This is a genomic window from Bariatricus sp. TF06-38A (assembly GCF_027690675.1).
GTDB classification, from domain to species: Bacteria; Bacillota; Clostridia; order Lachnospirales; family Lachnospiraceae; genus Allocoprococcus; species Allocoprococcus comes.
The window spans coordinates 1-16,908 of the sequence record NZ_JAQFCE010000041.1; the positions used below are offsets into that span (position 1 = coordinate 1).

A 16,908-nucleotide genomic window follows, 5' to 3' on the forward strand; every position below is an offset into this window, starting at 1 on the left:
TGCCGCAGACCGGAATCGAACCGTTTTACTTAATCTCAAATACTGATAGAAAGGGGCTTTGAAGACTTCATCACGGTTGCGGTGTTCAAAAAGTGTTCAAACGTTTGTCGCATACAAACTAAAAAGTTGTTACTTTCTGCATAGTGTATTTTCTAAAATGATAATTACTACGACATCAACCAAAATAATCCCCAATGCAATATATACAAAAAATGCAGGCAAAATATTTTCAAGCAAGCCCATTGTCAATGCAAGAATTGCTATAATAGACATTCCAATTCCCATTGTTCTGCATAACTTCTTTTCATCATATTTTTCCTTTTCTTCTTTTGAAGCCGTATTATATCCGGAAATAAACCAACTCCCGTGTCCAGAAAGTAAAATAATAGAAAATACAGCAAATATCACAAAGACAATCCACACTATCCAATCAGAACCTGTTGCTAAATCTACTAATTTCATTTATAAGCACCTCCTTAAATTCCGTTTTTCTTAATTCGATAAACTTGAATTTATACCCGGTACTTGTCTCGATTTATAGTCATATCAACCAAATGAAATACAAGTAAGATAATAAAAAAAACGGAAACTATTATTATTCCTGCGCCCAGCTTGATAAAATCAATTATACCGCCAAGACAAAAGAGCATTGCCCATGTCTTAATCCGTTTTCCAGTAACTCTGCATATTTTCTCTGTGTTTAATCCAGTATAATCTCCTGATAAAAACAGCACACTTCTTTCTGTATTCCTTGATTTGATAAAAAATCTTCCAACAAAAAAGAGAACAGTTGCCATCAGTAAATCAATAAATATAATTATTATTTTCATTTTCAACACCTCTAATTCTAAGTTCACAACTTCAAATTGTTTTAATTCTTCTCAGTTCCACCTTCTTTCCCTTCGGACAAGAAGTATCCCTCGCTCAAAGAGCTCGGTCAATTCAAATCTTCTATTGCTTTCAGTCTCTGCTGAAGACTGAAAGTTACCTTCGCTTTACTATTTCTAATAGTTTTCTCACATAATCATTTGCGTGGTTTATTGAAAACTCTCCATGATACATATTAGGAAGAACTTGTATAAAACTATCCTGCAATTTTTCATGAATGATTTTAGCGGATTTTTTCATTGATTGCTTTTCTTTTTCTCCAACATAAATTTGAACGGTTGCTTCACACTCTCCAATGCCATCTTTTAGTGAATATACTGAGTTTTCCTGTAAAAAGGCAATCATATCACTCTTTCTAATAGCACAAGTATCTTTGTAATATTCATCAAACAAATTCGACTTTATTCGTAGTGATTTGAATTGCAATTTTGAAAACCACTTATACTTTATTAAGCCATAGCAACTTCCAAACGCCGGTTTAATCATAGAATATGTAAATTTTGAAGGTATCACAAGTACACTTTCCACTATTGCATACTTACATATATCTTTGCGTTGAGATAAAATTTCAAGCAAAATCTGCCCTCCAAGCGATAGTCCTCCCATCATTAAAACAGAACCGCCCAATTTGCTATTTACAAATTCTATAATATCCAAAGCATTATTCTCTATCGTTGTAAACTGCTTATCACATCCTGCATGACCATCTAATATAGGCAAAACCACATGATAATCTGTTTGAAGTCTTTCAGCAACCTCTTTGTAATTCCACCATGATAAACCGCCTCCGTGTAAGAGGATAATTACATCGCTGTTTTCTTTTCCATATTCTACATAATTCAACCTCTTTCACCTCACTGTAAACTTCCGATTTTCTCAATTCTCCAAACTTGAATTTACTTTAATAAATATTTTTCAAACGCTTTATGATTATCAAAGTGGACTTCTCTAAAAAACAGAACTAACCAAATAATATAGGTTGGTATAGCTATATATGGGGTTAAAAAGCAGGATAATAATGCTCCTGCCAACATTATAATAGCCCACATAAAGCACTGATTTCTTATATCACGAGAGATATGAGCTTTATCATACAATGCCTGTTCTTCTTTAGAAAATGAATTAAATCCTGAAACAAATTTTGCTGCTTTTGCCTTAAAAATCGCAAATAAAACACCTATAATCAGAAATGGTATTACCAAAATTATACACGACCAAAATCCTATATTCATAATACATACCTCCGCTTCAAACTTTGATTTGTCTGTTTCATGTTATTCACAGTATAATTCCATTTTATAAAATATTCAATTAAAAAGGTATGCGAATATTTTTTATTTCCGCATACCCATTTATCACTTTATTCTTTTACATATCGAATTAACTCACCAATTTCACATTCAAAATAGTTGCATAGTTTACAGATTAAATTTGCATCCAGTCTTTGAAATTCATTTCTGCAATATCTATTGAAATTTGACCTTGGGATATCGAGTTCCTTACAAATCATATTCTTACTGATACCTTTTTCTTGTAACAGTTCTTCTATTCTTAATTCTAAATGTCCATAATTCATGTTCCGCACCTCTACATAAAGTATATTTATTAAATCTTTATGTAGTAATTCACTATATAGTGAGGTACTATATAGTCAGTCCCTTGTTAATAACACAAAAGAGGTATGTACATGAAAAAGAAAATCATAGCAACAATCACAATGCTCTGTTTACTGACCGTTCTCTATAATTATCTCAGACTGCCGGACTATCATATTACTAACAGCATATCCTTTAGCAGTGCAGATACCAGAGATACTGAATTGACTGTAATTGTTTACAAATGTTGGGAAATTGATGGATTAATCAAAGACATTGAAAATGAACATAACAAAATCAATGGTACGCCTACCACCTTGGAAATCAAGCTCTATTATCCAACTTATTACTTGCACAATAATAGCAAACCATTCCGAACTACAACCATTGAATATAATAAAAAAGAATAGCACTCTATTACTGCTTTTGAAGTAGTATCGGCTATTCCCTCTCCTTATATTCTTTTGTTCGTATTTTCGCAAACTAACGTTCCGCAAGGATGCCCAGTGCGACGGTTCCTAACAGGGCGGCGGGTCGACTGGGCAAGTGGACGGCTGAAAAGCATTTTCTACTCAACGACATATTTAACGTTTGATTCTCTCCGTCCCTCATATTTCTCCTGTGCCAACAGTTTATCAAGAAATTCTGACACTTCTTCCATGTCTTCACTGTCTATCAAATCCAGTTTTATCAATACATCAAGGTCTGTCTGATTCTTCGGTTGTATTGAGATCGGCTGAGATGTATCCACAACCACTTTCAACTGTTTTGTCTTATTTGCTGTTTCAATATCCGTAGTTAATCCCATAACGTGGCTTTTACTCACGCCGAATATCTGTGATAATTTTTCCCATATAGATTCATCTCTCGGCGTTCCGTTTCCATTTTCATAGTTCGTAAGCATACTTTGTGAAATGCCTAATTCTTTTGCAAGTTCCGCAACGGTTATATTCTTTTCTTTCCGCAATTCTTTTATTTTATTCATAGCGAACCTCCTTTATAAGCACATTATATTTCATCAAATTTTCTCTGTCAATCTTTTTATCGGATATTCAGATATTTTCTATTGACATTCTGCAACGCTTGTTTTATCATAAGATTATCTTAATATCTGATAATCAGATATCTGTAAGGAGGTGAAACGATGATTAGAGGAAATGACTTTATTTTAAATCCAGACAAACTGCAAGAGGAATTTCAGTTAGTAGAAGTTTCCGACTGGATAGACTTTTCTACAAAAGAAAAATTAGGATTCTACTATACAGTTCTTCTTCCAAAATTAAAGTTTGAGAAAGTCAAAGTAGGCATTAAAGCCAACACAGCGATTGTTACCAACGAGGAACTTGAACAAAAAGGGCAGATTCCAGTCTCATTTGATGGCTTACATACTTGGGCTAGTCTCTATAATGGACGTCTTTCTGTCAAAGCAGAAGCTTCCAATATCAGAAAAGTGGAAATGAAATAATTTCCCTACTATGTCAGCCAGTCAGTGCCGGACAACGTCATAGGTGCTGAACTGGCTGACCTCTATACTTGATATATAAAACAACATCTTCCGAAAACAATCGGAACATTCATTACAAAAATTGGGATATGAGGTGATATTCGTGAGCAAAACAAAAGAGTGTTTTGCATACAATACGAAAATCATTGAAACTCCTACTACAAAAGAAGTATATATTTACGAAAACCCTATTTTTATTCACTCGAAAGAAAAGGCAGATTTAACAGACATAAGTAACCGAAAAAAATTTGATGAAATGTCAGCTCATAAGCAATATGACAGTTTAAAACGCAAGCAGAAGCATTACGAACAGGCTCGTTGGGATATTGCCCGTATTGTTGACTGCAACTTTGATAACAGAACAAAATTTGTAACACTGACATTTAAAGAAAACATTCAGGAAATCCTGATAACCAACAGAGAATTTAAGTATTTTATCCAGCGATTAAATTATTATTTGTATCATACCAAAACCCAGTTATTAAAATACCTTGCAACGTGGGAGAAACAGAAGCGTGGAGCAATCCATTATCATGTTATTTTCTTTGATTTTCCGTATATAGCAAAAGAAAAATTACAGAATTTATGGTCACATGGATTTATTAAAATCAATCGCATTGATGTAGACAGCAAAGAAAACAGAGGTCGTTATCTTAGCAAGTATTTTGGAAAAGACCTTGATTTGAAAGAACATAAGAAAAAAGCCTTTTTTAAATCTCAAAATCTGAAAGTTCCACACGAAACAAAAGTCATGCTGACCGAAGACATTTTACATGACTTACAAAAAGAAAATATCGTCTTTCAGAAAGAATACACAAGGCAAATTTACGATACCAACGCTTTCTTATCTACTGGTTCATGCTTAAAGGACAGCAGTGTTATCTACATCAAAATTAAAAAAGAAAATCCTTGCGTAAAGGGGGAATCTTATGGATAATCCCGTTACGTTTTCAGATATAACATTATTGAATACGTTAGCCACCTGTGCTAACATGAGCACAGATGAAGTCTTCAAAGATTTTAAAATTATGGCAAATAAAAAAATCTTGAAGAATCACAAATATGAAATTTATTACTCGGAATCAGAAAAAAGCTGGCGTACTTATTTACCCGATGAAACCAAACCTAACAAACGCCGTCCTGTTAAGAGGAAGAGTAAAGAGAACCTTGAAAAAGAAATCATCAGATTTTATCTCGAAAAGCAGAAAGCTGAAAACCGTCAGAATGTCACACTGGAAGAATTATATGTTGAATGGCTTTTGTATAAAAGAGATTATACTTCCGTAAAAGCAAAAACAATTCAAGAGTATGTATCTGAATGGAATAGATTTTTCAAAGATACAGAACTTGTTAAAATGAAGATAGGCGAAATCAAACCAATCACGCTTATCCGCTTTTTCAGAGAAGCTACAAAAGACCGACAGTTCACGCACAAGCGAGTCAGTAATGCCCGTTCTGTTTTGAATGGAGTAATGAGTTATGCGATCGAAGAAGAAATTATATCACATAATCCTGTCTCTGATGTGAATTTCAAACAGTTTACCTATAAGCCAGTAGAAGTACAAAGTGACAATGTATTTTCTCGTGATGATACGCATAAGTTATTAAATTATCTTCGGTGTATCATAGAGCCATATTCTCTTGCAATACAGTTATCTTTCTATCTGTTTATCCGTGTTGGAGAAACAAAAGCTATCCGTTGGGAAGATATTGACTACAATAACAGGCTTGTATATCTTCACAGACAGGCGACCTGTGAACGTACATTGAATGATGATTTAACATTCTCAAGCCGAAAAGTAAAAGTAGTAAATCAAATGAAAGGAAATACTTCTCATGGATTCCGTAAACAGTTCCTTACAGACGAAGCACTTAAAATTCTTCACAAAGCAAAGGAATTAAATCCAAATGGAATATATGTCTTTGAACCCAACGGCGAGATTATGACAACAGACAGCTTTAATCGCCGTTTGAAGAAATATTGCAAAGAAGCCGGTGTTCCTTATCATTCCAGTCATAAAATCCGCTTTTACAATGCTTCAACAGCTTTTGACGGAAATAATCTTACAACCCTTAGTTATTTAATGGGGCATAGTGAGACAGCTACAACATTGCATTACTTGCGGAATGTCAATAAGAGGAAGAATGACAGGCTTGCTTTTCAGAATCTTGGTATTTCATCATAAAGTGTTCAAAGGTGTTCAAACTTTTTGAAGCAAAAAAATAAGAGAAACGCTGTAAATTCAACGTTTCTCCTACTTTTTACTAATGCCGCAGACCGGAATCGAACCGGTACGGGTATCACTACCCACGGGATTTTAAGTCCCGGGCGTCTGCCAGTTCCGCCACTGCGGCAAGAGATGCTCATACGGTTTTTGCGAAAAGCATACGCGCTCTGCACTGTCTTTTCAACCTCGCATCAATGGGCGGAGGTGGATTCGAACCACCGAAGCAAATTGCAGCAGATTTACAGTCTGTCCCCTTTGGCCACTCGGGAATCCACCCATTTTGTCTCTCGACAATATCTATTTATATCATAAATAAAAGAAAAGCGCAAGGGAATTTGTCCAATTCTCCTGCACTTTTTCCAAATTTTTATACCCAGAATGACCACGCTGCATTCATCTGATTTATAATTGTATTCAGATCCCATTTCTTACGGCTGTTGATCTTACTGTTCGGATCATTGATCAGTACCTTGCCCTCCTCTGTCAGCCCGGAAAGGACAATAAAATGTCCCTGGTTTGTAAAATCACCCGGTCCCATACTGCAGATGATCGGATGTCCTGCCGAAAGTTCGGATTTGAGAGTGTCTTCTGACCAGTTTGTAAGCTGTGCAGAGTTTATTCCAAGTTCTGAAGCTCCTGCAGTCATAAGCGTCCAGTCTGTTCCGACTCCATCTACATAATATCCCATATTGACACTCATATCTGCCACATACTTCGGTGTAAATGAAGTATTGCCTGTAAGTCCTGTCGCCACCATGGAAAGGCTGGTCGGTCCGCATCCACCCATTCCGATATTCTCGGAACCATAAGATGCATATCCCCATACTTCGCTCCACTGGAAATATACCGGAATATGGTTCTGGATTCTGTAATCTTTCAAATCTACCGCCTGAAGTCCCTGCGCACTGAGTTCTTCCTCTGATCGTGCTGACTGTTCCGGATAATCAATCACCCACTGCAGTGCTTCCTGATGATCAAACAGCCATGTCAGCAGATCATCGGAATACTTTTCTCTGTTCAGAATGATTTCCTTCGTCTCCGGGTTTTTCTTATATAATTCGCCCAGCTGGTCTTTATACTGGTCAGAATCCAGCACCTCCTGGACTTTCTCAGCTTCTATCTCTTCTGGTGTCTTTGTTTCTGTCTCTGTCTTTGTTTTGGCAGAGGATGTCTTTTTTGCAGATTTCTTTGCATTTCCACTTCCACAAAGCATCAGGATCACAGCCAACACGATAATTCCTGCTACTGCAAGAATGCCTGCTTTATATAGCTTTCTTTTCATCCTTTGTACTTCCCGCTTGCGCCTCGCTATTTTTTTCTGGTGCTGCTCCGCTCTTTTCCTGTCTTCTCTCATCATATGTCTATGGTTCTTCCTTCCTTAAACGACATCTCGTTAATGTTTGTTCCTTTTTACGCATATTTCAGCCTTACTTTAACATATTTCTTCATGAGAAAACAGTCTTTTCCGACAAGTTTAGATTTTTTTAAGTTTAAAGCTCTGTATAATTACTCTCCAGAGTTACCTCTGTTTCCTGATCTCCGATACAGATCGTATAAGATTTTCCGGAAAATCTGTGAAAAAAAATGAAACAAAAAAGCCAGGCATTTGCTGCAAGTTCTGACAGCAAATGCCTGGTTTTGATATGCGCCCCGCAGGGGCGCCCGCGATTTTATTTTTATTTTGCACAAAGGTCCTTCACTACTTCCCCTGCGATAATCAGTCCGACTACAGATGGCACAAATGCCACACTTCCCGGAATATCTCTTCTCTCCGTACATTTATGCTCTGCTCCTGGCGGACAGATACAATGGTTTCTGCAGCTGATTGCCATGTCCTCGATTGGTCTGGTCGGTTTCTCTTCTGAATAAACAACTTTCAACTTCTTAACATGACGCTTCTTTAACTCCCGGCGCATAACTTTTGCAAGCGGACACATCTGTGTCTTATAGATATCCGCCACTTTAAATGCACTTGCATCCAGCTTGTTTCCGGCTCCCATACTGCTGATGATCGGCACATTCATTGCCTGCGATTTCATGACAAGCTCAATCTTTGCAGTCACCGTATCAACTGCATCAACTACATAATCATACTCATCAAACGGAAATTCATCTGCATTTTCCGGAAGGAAGAAGCATTTGTGGATCCGCACATTCACGTCCGGATTGATTTCCAGCATTCTCTCCTTCATAACATCTACTTTGTATTTCCCTACCGTCTTTCTAGTTGCAATGATCTGACGGTTTAAATTGGTCAGACATACCTTGTCATCATCGATCAGGTCAAATGCCCCGATTCCGCTTCGTACCAGTGCCTCACATACATAACCGCCGACTCCGCCGATTCCAAATACGGCAACTCTTGAATTCTTCAGTTTATCCATCGCCTCTTTGCCAAGAAGCAGTTCTGTTCTCGAAAATTGTGTAAGCATCTTCTTCTCCTTCTTCTCTCATAAAATACCTGTAAACTCTTAACCAATCCACTTCTTGTTTCATTGGCTTATTTTCAATCTTTAAGTTCCACAATCATTTCTCTTTTGTAAATATCTGTCATATCCAAAATATTTTCGTCAAAATTCGGATTCGTTGAGCACACCGCAATCCTTGCTCCATCTGTCTGATATTCTTTTAAATAATAAGCTTCCCGGATCTCTTCCGGCTGCCTTAAAAAAAACGGATCTCCCTGCTTCGGAATCTGGATCTCGCTGGTATTCAATCCCATCACAAGACCTTTGCGCGTCGCTTTTAAAAAGCTTTCTTTTAAAACCCAGTAGCGGTAAAACATTTCCGTCCGCTCTGCTTCATCTGCATTCCGGATTCTCTCATATTCAGAAGAACAAAAATATTTTTCTGCCAGCCTTTCATGATATTTCCGCATGCATTCGATGTCGCAGCCTACCCTCTCTCCGGATACGCCTGCGCTGCACAGAACATATTTCCCAGAATGTGATAAATTAAAGGACTGCCCTGCATCTTGCGGTATCTTGTGTCTCTCCTGTATCTTCATCCAAAGATACCATGCACCCACGCTTTGAGCCTGATCCTCCCTGTGCTTCAGCCGGTCTGCTTTTTCCTGTCTGAACGCCGGAACTTTTTCATAAATTTTTTGATAATTTTTCTCATTAAGCAGATCAGATATATCTGCCAGGAAAGTTTTTACCTTTTCCATTTCCCGGATTCCCCTTTTCTTTGCCGGCTTTTACGCATTTATCCGCATTTTTCACTATATAACACCTGTAAAAAATATGCAAGGAATATCCTACTTATTTTATTGGATATTCCTTTCCGGTTTTTATCCCTTGTTAATCTTATATAGACTATGGTATAATAAATAAATCTACAGGCAAAATTAAGTTACTATAATATTTTTAATATGTATCAATTCAGAAAGGATGTGCAATTTATGTGTGGATTTGCAGGCTATTATGGCGCCGGCGATTTTAATAGAGAAGAAGTCATCGACCAGATGGGTGAACGCATTGCCCACCGCGGACCTGACAGCAAGGGAAGCTTTGTTGATGACTATGTAGCCCTTGGCTTCCGCCGTCTAAGTATCATCGACCTTGAAGGCGGATCTCAGCCGATTCACAGTGCAGATGGCAAACATGTCATTATTTTCAACGGAGAGATTTACAACTATCAGGAAATCCGTAAAGAACTGATTGAGAAACACGGATGTCAGTTCCAGACAAACTCCGATACAGAAGTTATTCTTCAGGGATACAAAACCTATGGCGAAAAAATTGCTTCTATGCTCCGCGGAATGTTCGCATTTGTAATTTACGATAAAGAAACTCACAACTTATTCGGGGCAAGAGACTACTTCGGAATCAAACCATTCTACTATGCACAGATGAATGGAAGCCTTTTATTTGGTTCTGAGATCAAGTCCTTCCTGGCTCACCCACATTTCCATAAAGAGGTCAACAAAGATGCCCTCAAGATGTACCTGATTTTCCAGTACACCCCACTTCTTGAAACCATGTTCAAAGGTGTATTCAAACTAGAACCGGGAACATACTTCACTTATGATGGAAAAGAACTTAAGAAAACAAAATACTTCGATCCGACTTATGCAAAGAAAGACCGCAGCTTTGACGAGACAGTAAAACTCATCGGTGAGACAATTCAGGATTCTGTTGATTACCATCAGATTGCTGATGTAGAAGTAGGATCTTTCCTTTCAGGTGGTGTTGATTCAAGCTACATCGCATCTACTGTAAAACCGATGAAGACCTATTCCGTAGGATTTGAAGTCGGCGGATTCGATGAGACAACCTTCTCCAAGGATCTGTGCGATATCCTTCATATGAGCAATGCAAAGAAAGAAATCTCTTCTGACGAATTTTTCGATGCTCTGCCGGAGGTTCAGTATCATTCCGATGAACCACATGCCAACCTTTCCGCTGTACCGCTGTACTATCTGTCACAGCTCGCAGCCAAAGATGTAAAAGTAGTCTTAAGTGGAGAAGGCGCAGACGAGATGTTCGGTGGATACGAGACATATATCCCAAGCAAATCCGGTGATATGTACCGCAAGATCGTACCGGCATCTATCCGTAAAAAACTCGGAGACTGGGCAAAACACCAGCCAGACAAGAGAGGACTTAACTTCCTCAAGAGAAATGCAACTTCCGTAGAAGATTCCTACATCGGCCAGGCATTCATCATGGATAACGAAGAAGCAGATGAAGTACTCTCTCCTGCATATAAGAGCAAGATGCGCTACCAGGACGTAACCAAACCGTACTTCGACCAGGTAAAAGATCAGGACGACCTTCATAAAAAGCTCTTCCTCGATATGCATCTGTGGCTGCCACACGACATCCTACTCAAAGCAGATAAGATGACAATGGCACACTCCCTCGAACTGCGTGTACCATACCTCGATAAAAAAGTCTGGGAACTCGCCCGCAGCATTGACAGCAAATACTGCGTAGACGGCATGGAAACCAAAAAAGCCTTCCGTACCTCCGCCCTCTCCCACATCCCAATGGACTGGGCAAAACGTAAAAAACTCGGATTCCTCGTACCATTCAGAGTATGGCTCCGAGAAGATAAATACTATAATAAAGTAAAAGAAATGTTCCAGAAAGACTTCGTATCCGAATTCTTCAATCAGGAATTACTGCTGAAATGGCTGGAAGATCATAAGAATAAAGTCGGAAATTATCATAGAAAGATTTATACCGTATATTCATTCTTACTGTGGTATGAACAGTACTTTGTCCTCAGATAGAGCAGTGCCAAAATAAAGGAATAGCCAAATTTCATGCTCGCATGAAAATTTGGCTATTTTTTTATTTTGATAGAGCGATAGCTCGCACAGCGAATGAACCGCCAGGTTCACGAGCTGTGGTGCACTGCTCCTCCCCTAAATCATTCGACCAACAAACTTTCTTATCTAAAACACACCAATCTCCAAGGGGAACAGCGCCAGCGCCTTCCCCGCCCCTGGCACCATCCTCCCAAGCGAACAGCGCCAGCGCCTTCGCGCCCCTCCGCGCCAAAATCTCCCTTTTACACAATTGCAACCTCCCCCACATACTGCTATACTCAACTCACGGGTGCTACCATAACGGTAGGCGGTTAGTCCTTCACCAGAGGGACTGTGGACTTCCCCCTCTGATTACATAGAAACCTGAAACGGAATCCACTGGAAAGGAGGGCTAAGCTAATGAGTATTTTGGATTTCATTGCAGTTGCAAGCTTTGGCATCAGCTGCTTTTGTGCCGGATACACATTCGGCAAAGATTATAATAAGTCACAAAAATAGCCGCCCCTGTCTGCAAACTAGGCGACTATCTTTGATATTCTAAATAGTTAAGCGGGCTAACCGTCTATCGGTATCACCCTTTTTCTATATTCATACTATCACTCAATCATAAATATGTCAAAATTTTTCCACTCTACACCAACCCAAATGACCTCAACACATCCAGCCACATCGTAAGCGTAAACGCACTCAACAACGTCGTCATCATAATCACTCCGGAACTAAGTGTTCCCTCATGCCCCATACTCCTTGCCATAACAAAACTGCTGACCGTCGTAGCGGATCCAAGCATTACCAGAATCGCAATCAATTGCTCATTTCTAAATCCAAGCATCGCTGCCACCGGCAGAAATATCGCACAAAATCCAATTAATTTCATAAACACAGCAACAAGTGTAGGCTTCATCTTCGATGTTGCCCTTTTCATCTCAAATGTTGCACCCATCGACATCAGTCCCATCGGCGTCGCTGTCGCACCGATACTTGATACCGTCTTATGTAAAATCAATGGCATCGGAAGCTTAAGCGCAGACCAGACAAATCCCGCCACAATTCCAATAATGATCGGATTCGTCACAATCCCCTTCAGCGTTTTCTTTACCAACACCTTATCAAAAGAATTATTCCCCGGTTTGAAGAATGAAAGTACCACAACCGCCATAACATTATAAAGAGGCACACTTCCTATGATCATCAGAGGTGCCATTCCCACAGTTCCGTAAATATTCTGGATAAAAGCAATTCCAAGAAGCGCCGCACTGCTCCGGTAAGTCGCCTGTATAAATTCGCCTTTAATGCTCCGGTCTTTCCACAGCAGTGAAATCACAGTTGATATCGTAATACTGATCGCCGTCACCACAAAACAAAAAAGAATAAACTTAATATCCCATACTTCCGAAAAATCCACGGTCGCCAGCTGTTCAAACAGCAACACCGGAAGCGGAACCAAAAATACAAACTTGTTCATCTTTGCCGCGAAGACTTCATCCATCCACCCCAGTTTTCTGAATAACATTCCGAGTAACATCATTAAAAATATCGGAATCGTCGCATTCAAACTGAAAATTAAATTTTCCATAATCGTTCCTCATCCTACTCATTTATATTTGCATATCGTTATTTTGAACTCTTTCCAGAAACCTGTCAACAGCATTTTCTCACATCAAAAGAATGATTGAGATTTAGAACAATTTATACTATAATGAAATAACACTTCGGGGTATGGCTCAGCTTGGTCAGAGCGCACGGCTGGGGGCCGTGAGGTCGCAGGTTCGAATCCTGTTACCCCGATTTTTCCTTTATTTACAAGGGTTTCCGGCTTTGATATAGTTTGTAGATTTTATTACTTTTATTACCTTTTTACCCACACGTATGTATTTTAGCAACTATATCTGTTTTGTCTTTCATTGTAGAAGTATCAAATGTATAGTAAGTTCTATTGACTTGTACTGAATGTCCTAGTATTGCAGACATAATAACTTCTGATACTCCCTCACACCTCAATCGTGAATTTAAAGTTTTTCTAAAAGCATGTATTCCCCTTTTGGGTATTCCTAATTGTCCACATTTATTCTTTATACATGATGATACTACGGGCGCATGTATTCTTCCCTCTTCATTCGCAAACATCCATTCACAGATAAAACCATTTTGTATTTGAACTTTATGTATCTTATGGTAAAAATCTTTTATTGTATTATCAACTGGAAATGCTCTTTCTTTCTGATTTTTTGTTTTGTCTATGAAATATTCTTTTGTCATGCGATTATATTTTTCTGACCTACTTATAACAAAATATGGCTCTTTCTCGTCTAAATGAAAATCTTCCCATTTTAAAGCCACTAACTCTCCTACCCTCATTCCTGTTAAATACGCTAATTCAACAACATAATTAGGTATGTACTGTGGTTTTCTTTCATATTCCAAATGTAACAAACCAATAATCTTTTGTTCCTCTTCCTCGGAATATACTTGTTTTTCTATAGGTTTTTCTTTCTCTTCACAATAACGATAAAATTGCTTACATTCAAAATATATCATTGGATTCTCTGTGATATATTTTTCTCGATATGCTTTTTTCAATGTATTATCCACATACCCATATAGCTTTTTAAATGCTCCTTTTGTTAAACAATTCTCCTTAATAGAACCATGAAAAAATACCTTAATCTTATCTTCTGTTATCTCTGTCAGTAATTGTTTTTCAAATTCTTTGTCCTTAAAAAACCTATTGTAATCTGTATTATATTTATACGCCGTATTACCAGATACCATTTTATCTTGAACTTCTCTCCATTTAAAATACATATCTTTAAATGTTAAAGCCTTATTCTGACAACCTTTGTAATACTCAACAATCGCATCTTCTATCCCTTTTTTTGTCGTTCTTTTAATCATTCTAAAACCTTTAGGGTGCGTATCATCATCTATGTATGTTCTCCACTTTCCATCCTTTCCTTGTGATATTTTTCTGGAATGTTGTTTTAAAATTTCCTCTCGTTTCATTCTCTGTATATACTCTTGTATATATGCTGCATCTATAATACCATTATCTATTACATAATTTAAATCCCTTTCGGTAAGTTTTTCCATTTATATGCTCCATTTTTATTTCAAAAATACAATTCATCTTAGTTACCTCCTAACTTTCTGTATCAACAATTTTTTTGCTTTTAACTAAAAACAGGGAACAAAAACGCATAAGTTTTATTATTTCTCATACCTTTTGTTCTCTGTACTTTTGCTTTAAATCAATATTATTTTTGTTTTGTGTTCTCTTCCTCAGAGATAATAGCTATCACTTTTATCTATACGACAAATAACTATTTGTTTTATATATCATACACATTTCACACACAATTCTATGTTACTATGCGATATATTATGTTTGTACACCCTATATTTAAGAGTAAAATCATGCTGTGTTTTGTTATTGCTATGAATTGTTTACACAATTTCTATGTTCCTTTACTTCCTCCATCAGCATATATATAACTGCATCCTCTGGAAGAGTGTTTAAAGCTTCTTTTAAACCTCTATGTAATAAATTATAGCTTTCTTCATGTGATACCTTGTATGCATCATATAAGAGCTTGTACGTTGCAAGTGCGTCCTGTTCTATCATATTGTTTTTCACCTCCTGTCAGTCCAATTCATCCATGTATTTGATGAAATGAGAGTAGTTGACAAAATACTTTTTACCTACCATTATGTACGGAATCTTTCCTTCAATTACAATCAATGTTCTAAGCATCTGAAATGGTAGCTGTGTCTTTTCGGCTAATTCACTAAGACATATCAACGGAGGTGCAACTGGTAATGATTGTATGTAATCTTTGCGCTTTTGTAAGCTTGCTTTCCTTCTTGCCTGTGAAATTTGTTTTGCTGTCTTTTGGATGGCATCTGCTGTGGTTCTTTTCATTATTCATCACCATCCTTTTGTAACGCCTTTAAATCCGATGAAAAGTGTTTTTCTATATTTCTTAACTGGAATCCTTGCATGAATAACAAACCTAACTCAGCTTGCTTTTTTTCAATGACTGGTTGAACCATTTTTTTATGTTTTATAAGGTCTGGGTTTTGTGCATTTTCAAAAATAACTTTTTTCTGGTTTTCTTTGAAATAGTTTGCATACTGCGGTAATGCCATCAATTTTTGTAACGCCATTGCTTCTGCACGTGTTGGAGTTTTCGCCCACGCCCCTATCCGTCTACGGTCTGTATTTTCTTGCATCCCATTTGTATGAAGTTGTGACATATAACTGTAAAGAATCTGATTTGATTCTAATTCAAGCTGTTGAAGCTTTTCCAACGGTTCTGTGATTGTTATGTTCTTTACGTCCTCAATTTCTTTTTGCTTTTTCAGTAAGTTTGTATCGTTTTCTGTAAGTAGTTCCTGTATTTTGGCTTCTAGTTCCTTATACAACCTATATACAGACATAGAATCTGCTCCACATTCATGTGAAAAAGCATTTAACAGATTTTTAACGGGAATATAGTCTTTATTCGATTTCATGTTCCCTATTGCATTAAATACTTTATTATAAAGCTGTACTAGCCTATAGTTTCTATCTTCCATATTTTCACGGTGTTTCTTTGCTTTTGGATTTCTTTCATAATAAATGCGCTCTGCATCTGATGTATACATTGTCATGTTTATGTACCTCCTTTATATACTTCTGTAAGCTCGTATTTACCCGTTTAAAAGACTTTTGTTATGGAGTGTATAAATTATCGCCCCAACTTTCATCATCCTCTAAATTGGCTTCAGTTTCTTTGATTTCTTTTTCAATCTGTTCTGTATTTATGTTATGTTTTGGTTCTATAATTTGTAAATTTATATTTAGTTCGTTCTCCTGTGCATCTCCTTTGTATTGCTCCAATGCTGAATAATTCTTTCCTACTGCTTTTTCAATTAGAAATATGTTTGCTTTTAGCTTTGTTTCTGCACTGAAAGCGGATTCTGCCAAATGAATCACGTTGTCGAGTGCCTGTGTTGAATAACATTTCAATTTATAATCAAAATCCTTTTTTCGTTGTTTTGTTCCTCTGCACATTGGAGGTCTACCACGTTGTTTTTGTTTCATTGTTTTGTCACCCACCTTTATATGTATATGTCCTTTCTTTAGCTTGATTGAATTTTATGAGAACATACGCATTTTCAACGTTTCTCGATTGTTACCTATGTACCAAAACGGACGCGAATATCCATTTTTATTCGTATATTATCTGTTTACTAATTGAAACAAATTCATCAATTATACCTGTATTTATTTGTATTTCACCAGATTTTTGAACCCTCGCCCATGCTTTCTGCGCACTGTTTAGTTTTGGATAGTACATTTTACACGCACGTTTAAAAAGCTCATAATTGGTCCTATGTCAAGATTTAGTACAAGTTAAAATGAGGTTTTCCCCA

20 protein-coding genes and 3 tRNA genes are annotated in these 16,908 nt (G+C 37.3%); 6 read left to right on the top strand and 17 right to left on the bottom strand.

Annotated elements, in window-relative coordinates; translation table 11 throughout:
- Nucleotides 1-129: 129 nt before the first annotated feature.
- The 5 genes from PG418_RS18305 to PG418_RS18325 form a co-directional block, all read right to left on the bottom strand.
- Nucleotides 130-462, bottom strand: a complete 333-nt coding sequence (locus PG418_RS18305; RefSeq protein WP_117455464.1) for a DUF3784 domain-containing protein — start codon at nt 460-462, stop codon at nt 130-132.
- A gap of 50 nt (nt 463-512) precedes the next feature.
- Nucleotides 513-830 carry a hypothetical protein gene (locus tag PG418_RS18310; RefSeq protein ID WP_005611085.1) on the bottom strand — a complete coding sequence of 106 codons (318 nt, stop codon included), beginning with the start codon at nt 828-830 and terminating at the stop codon, nt 513-515.
- 154 nt (nt 831-984) lie between these two features.
- Nucleotides 985-1,731: an alpha/beta hydrolase gene (locus PG418_RS18315; protein ID WP_117455466.1), complete on the bottom strand. Its 747-nt coding sequence runs from the start codon at nt 1,729-1,731 to the stop codon at nt 985-987.
- 53 nt (nt 1,732-1,784) lie between these two features.
- The gene (locus tag PG418_RS18320) at nt 1,785-2,120 is read right to left on the bottom strand and encodes a DUF3784 domain-containing protein (RefSeq protein ID WP_117455468.1); all 336 of its coding nucleotides are present in this window, start codon (nt 2,118-2,120) and stop codon (nt 1,785-1,787) included.
- 128 nt (nt 2,121-2,248) lie between these two features.
- Nucleotides 2,249-2,464, bottom strand: coding sequence for a helix-turn-helix domain-containing protein (locus tag PG418_RS18325; protein WP_004845965.1), 216 nt, complete (start codon nt 2,462-2,464; stop codon nt 2,249-2,251).
- A 111-nt stretch (nt 2,465-2,575) separates the two neighbouring features.
- On the opposite strand from PG418_RS18325, the gene PG418_RS18330 reads away from it, so the two are divergent.
- Complete coding sequence (locus tag PG418_RS18330) at nt 2,576-2,893, top strand: hypothetical protein (RefSeq protein ID WP_040015282.1); 318 nt, start codon at nt 2,576-2,578, stop codon at nt 2,891-2,893.
- Between the two features lie 158 nt (nt 2,894-3,051).
- On the opposite strand, the gene PG418_RS18335 is transcribed toward PG418_RS18330, so the two are convergent.
- Entirely contained in the window at nt 3,052-3,468 is a 417-nt protein-coding gene (locus tag PG418_RS18335; RefSeq protein ID WP_005424130.1) for a helix-turn-helix domain-containing protein, read from the bottom strand.
- 159 nt (nt 3,469-3,627) lie between these two features.
- On the opposite strand from PG418_RS18335, the gene PG418_RS18340 reads away from it, so the two are divergent.
- The 3 genes from PG418_RS18340 to PG418_RS18350 all read left to right on the top strand — a co-directional run bounded on the left by PG418_RS18340 (nt 3,628) and on the right by PG418_RS18350 (nt 6,173).
- Nucleotides 3,628-3,948: a hypothetical protein gene (locus PG418_RS18340; RefSeq protein ID WP_055195245.1), complete on the top strand. Its 321-nt coding sequence runs from the start codon at nt 3,628-3,630 to the stop codon at nt 3,946-3,948.
- Nucleotides 3,949-4,090: 142 nt separating this feature from the next.
- Nucleotides 4,091-4,924 (top strand): rolling circle replication-associated protein, encoded by an 834-nt coding sequence (locus tag PG418_RS18345; RefSeq protein ID WP_173822866.1) that lies wholly within the window; start codon nt 4,091-4,093, stop codon nt 4,922-4,924.
- 91 nt (nt 4,925-5,015) lie between these two features.
- Nucleotides 5,016-6,173 (top strand): tyrosine-type recombinase/integrase, encoded by a 1,158-nt coding sequence (locus tag PG418_RS18350; RefSeq protein ID WP_243004832.1) that lies wholly within the window; start codon nt 5,016-5,018, stop codon nt 6,171-6,173.
- 83 nt (nt 6,174-6,256) lie between these two features.
- On the opposite strand, the gene PG418_RS18355 is transcribed toward PG418_RS18350, so the two are convergent.
- From PG418_RS18355 to PG418_RS18375, 5 genes are all read right to left on the bottom strand, one after another.
- Nucleotides 6,257-6,342: transfer RNA gene (locus tag PG418_RS18355), tRNA-Leu, on the bottom strand.
- A gap of 68 nt (nt 6,343-6,410) precedes the next feature.
- Nucleotides 6,411-6,492 (bottom strand) — tRNA-Tyr (locus PG418_RS18360).
- 90 nt (nt 6,493-6,582) lie between these two features.
- Complete coding sequence (locus PG418_RS18365) at nt 6,583-7,497, bottom strand: C39 family peptidase (protein WP_181974581.1); 915 nt, start codon at nt 7,495-7,497, stop codon at nt 6,583-6,585.
- Nucleotides 7,498-7,891: 394 nt separating this feature from the next.
- Complete coding sequence (locus PG418_RS18370) at nt 7,892-8,647, bottom strand: tRNA threonylcarbamoyladenosine dehydratase (protein ID WP_008371088.1); 756 nt, start codon at nt 8,645-8,647, stop codon at nt 7,892-7,894.
- A gap of 74 nt (nt 8,648-8,721) precedes the next feature.
- On the bottom strand, nt 8,722-9,384 hold the full coding sequence (locus PG418_RS18375; RefSeq protein ID WP_055155991.1) for a 4'-phosphopantetheinyl transferase family protein: 663 nt from the start codon (nt 9,382-9,384) through the stop codon (nt 8,722-8,724).
- A 234-nt stretch (nt 9,385-9,618) separates the two neighbouring features.
- On the opposite strand from PG418_RS18375, the gene asnB reads away from it, so the two are divergent.
- A complete protein-coding gene (gene asnB / locus PG418_RS18380; protein ID WP_022221050.1) occupies nt 9,619-11,454 on the top strand; it encodes an asparagine synthase (glutamine-hydrolyzing) in 1,836 nt (611 codons plus the stop codon).
- Between the two features lie 670 nt (nt 11,455-12,124).
- Here the strand turns inward: asnB and PG418_RS18385 are convergent.
- Nucleotides 12,125-13,069 (bottom strand): AEC family transporter, encoded by a 945-nt coding sequence (locus tag PG418_RS18385; RefSeq protein ID WP_498837835.1) that lies wholly within the window; start codon nt 13,067-13,069, stop codon nt 12,125-12,127.
- A 137-nt stretch (nt 13,070-13,206) separates the two neighbouring features.
- On the opposite strand from PG418_RS18385, the gene PG418_RS18390 reads away from it, so the two are divergent.
- Nucleotides 13,207-13,281, top strand: a tRNA-Pro gene (locus PG418_RS18390).
- A 69-nt stretch (nt 13,282-13,350) separates the two neighbouring features.
- Here PG418_RS18390 and PG418_RS18395 read toward each other — a convergent pair.
- The 5 genes from PG418_RS18395 to PG418_RS18415 form a co-directional block, all read right to left on the bottom strand.
- Entirely contained in the window at nt 13,351-14,583 is a 1,233-nt protein-coding gene (locus tag PG418_RS18395) for a tyrosine-type recombinase/integrase (RefSeq protein WP_498837836.1), read from the bottom strand.
- A gap of 343 nt (nt 14,584-14,926) precedes the next feature.
- A complete protein-coding gene (locus PG418_RS18400) occupies nt 14,927-15,115 on the bottom strand; it encodes a hypothetical protein (RefSeq protein WP_498837837.1) in 189 nt (62 codons plus the stop codon).
- Between the two features lie 18 nt (nt 15,116-15,133).
- Nucleotides 15,134-15,412, bottom strand: coding sequence for a hypothetical protein (locus PG418_RS18405; protein WP_498837838.1), 279 nt, complete (start codon nt 15,410-15,412; stop codon nt 15,134-15,136).
- Nucleotides 15,412-16,143 carry a hypothetical protein gene (locus PG418_RS18410; protein WP_498837839.1) on the bottom strand — a complete coding sequence of 244 codons (732 nt, stop codon included), beginning with the start codon at nt 16,141-16,143 and terminating at the stop codon, nt 15,412-15,414. Before PG418_RS18410 ends, PG418_RS18405 begins: the two co-directional genes overlap by 1 nt.
- Nucleotides 16,144-16,204: 61 nt before the next feature.
- Nucleotides 16,205-16,576 carry a hypothetical protein gene (locus PG418_RS18415; RefSeq protein WP_498837840.1) on the bottom strand — a complete coding sequence of 124 codons (372 nt, stop codon included), beginning with the start codon at nt 16,574-16,576 and terminating at the stop codon, nt 16,205-16,207.
- Nucleotides 16,577-16,908: the final 332 nt, after the last annotated feature.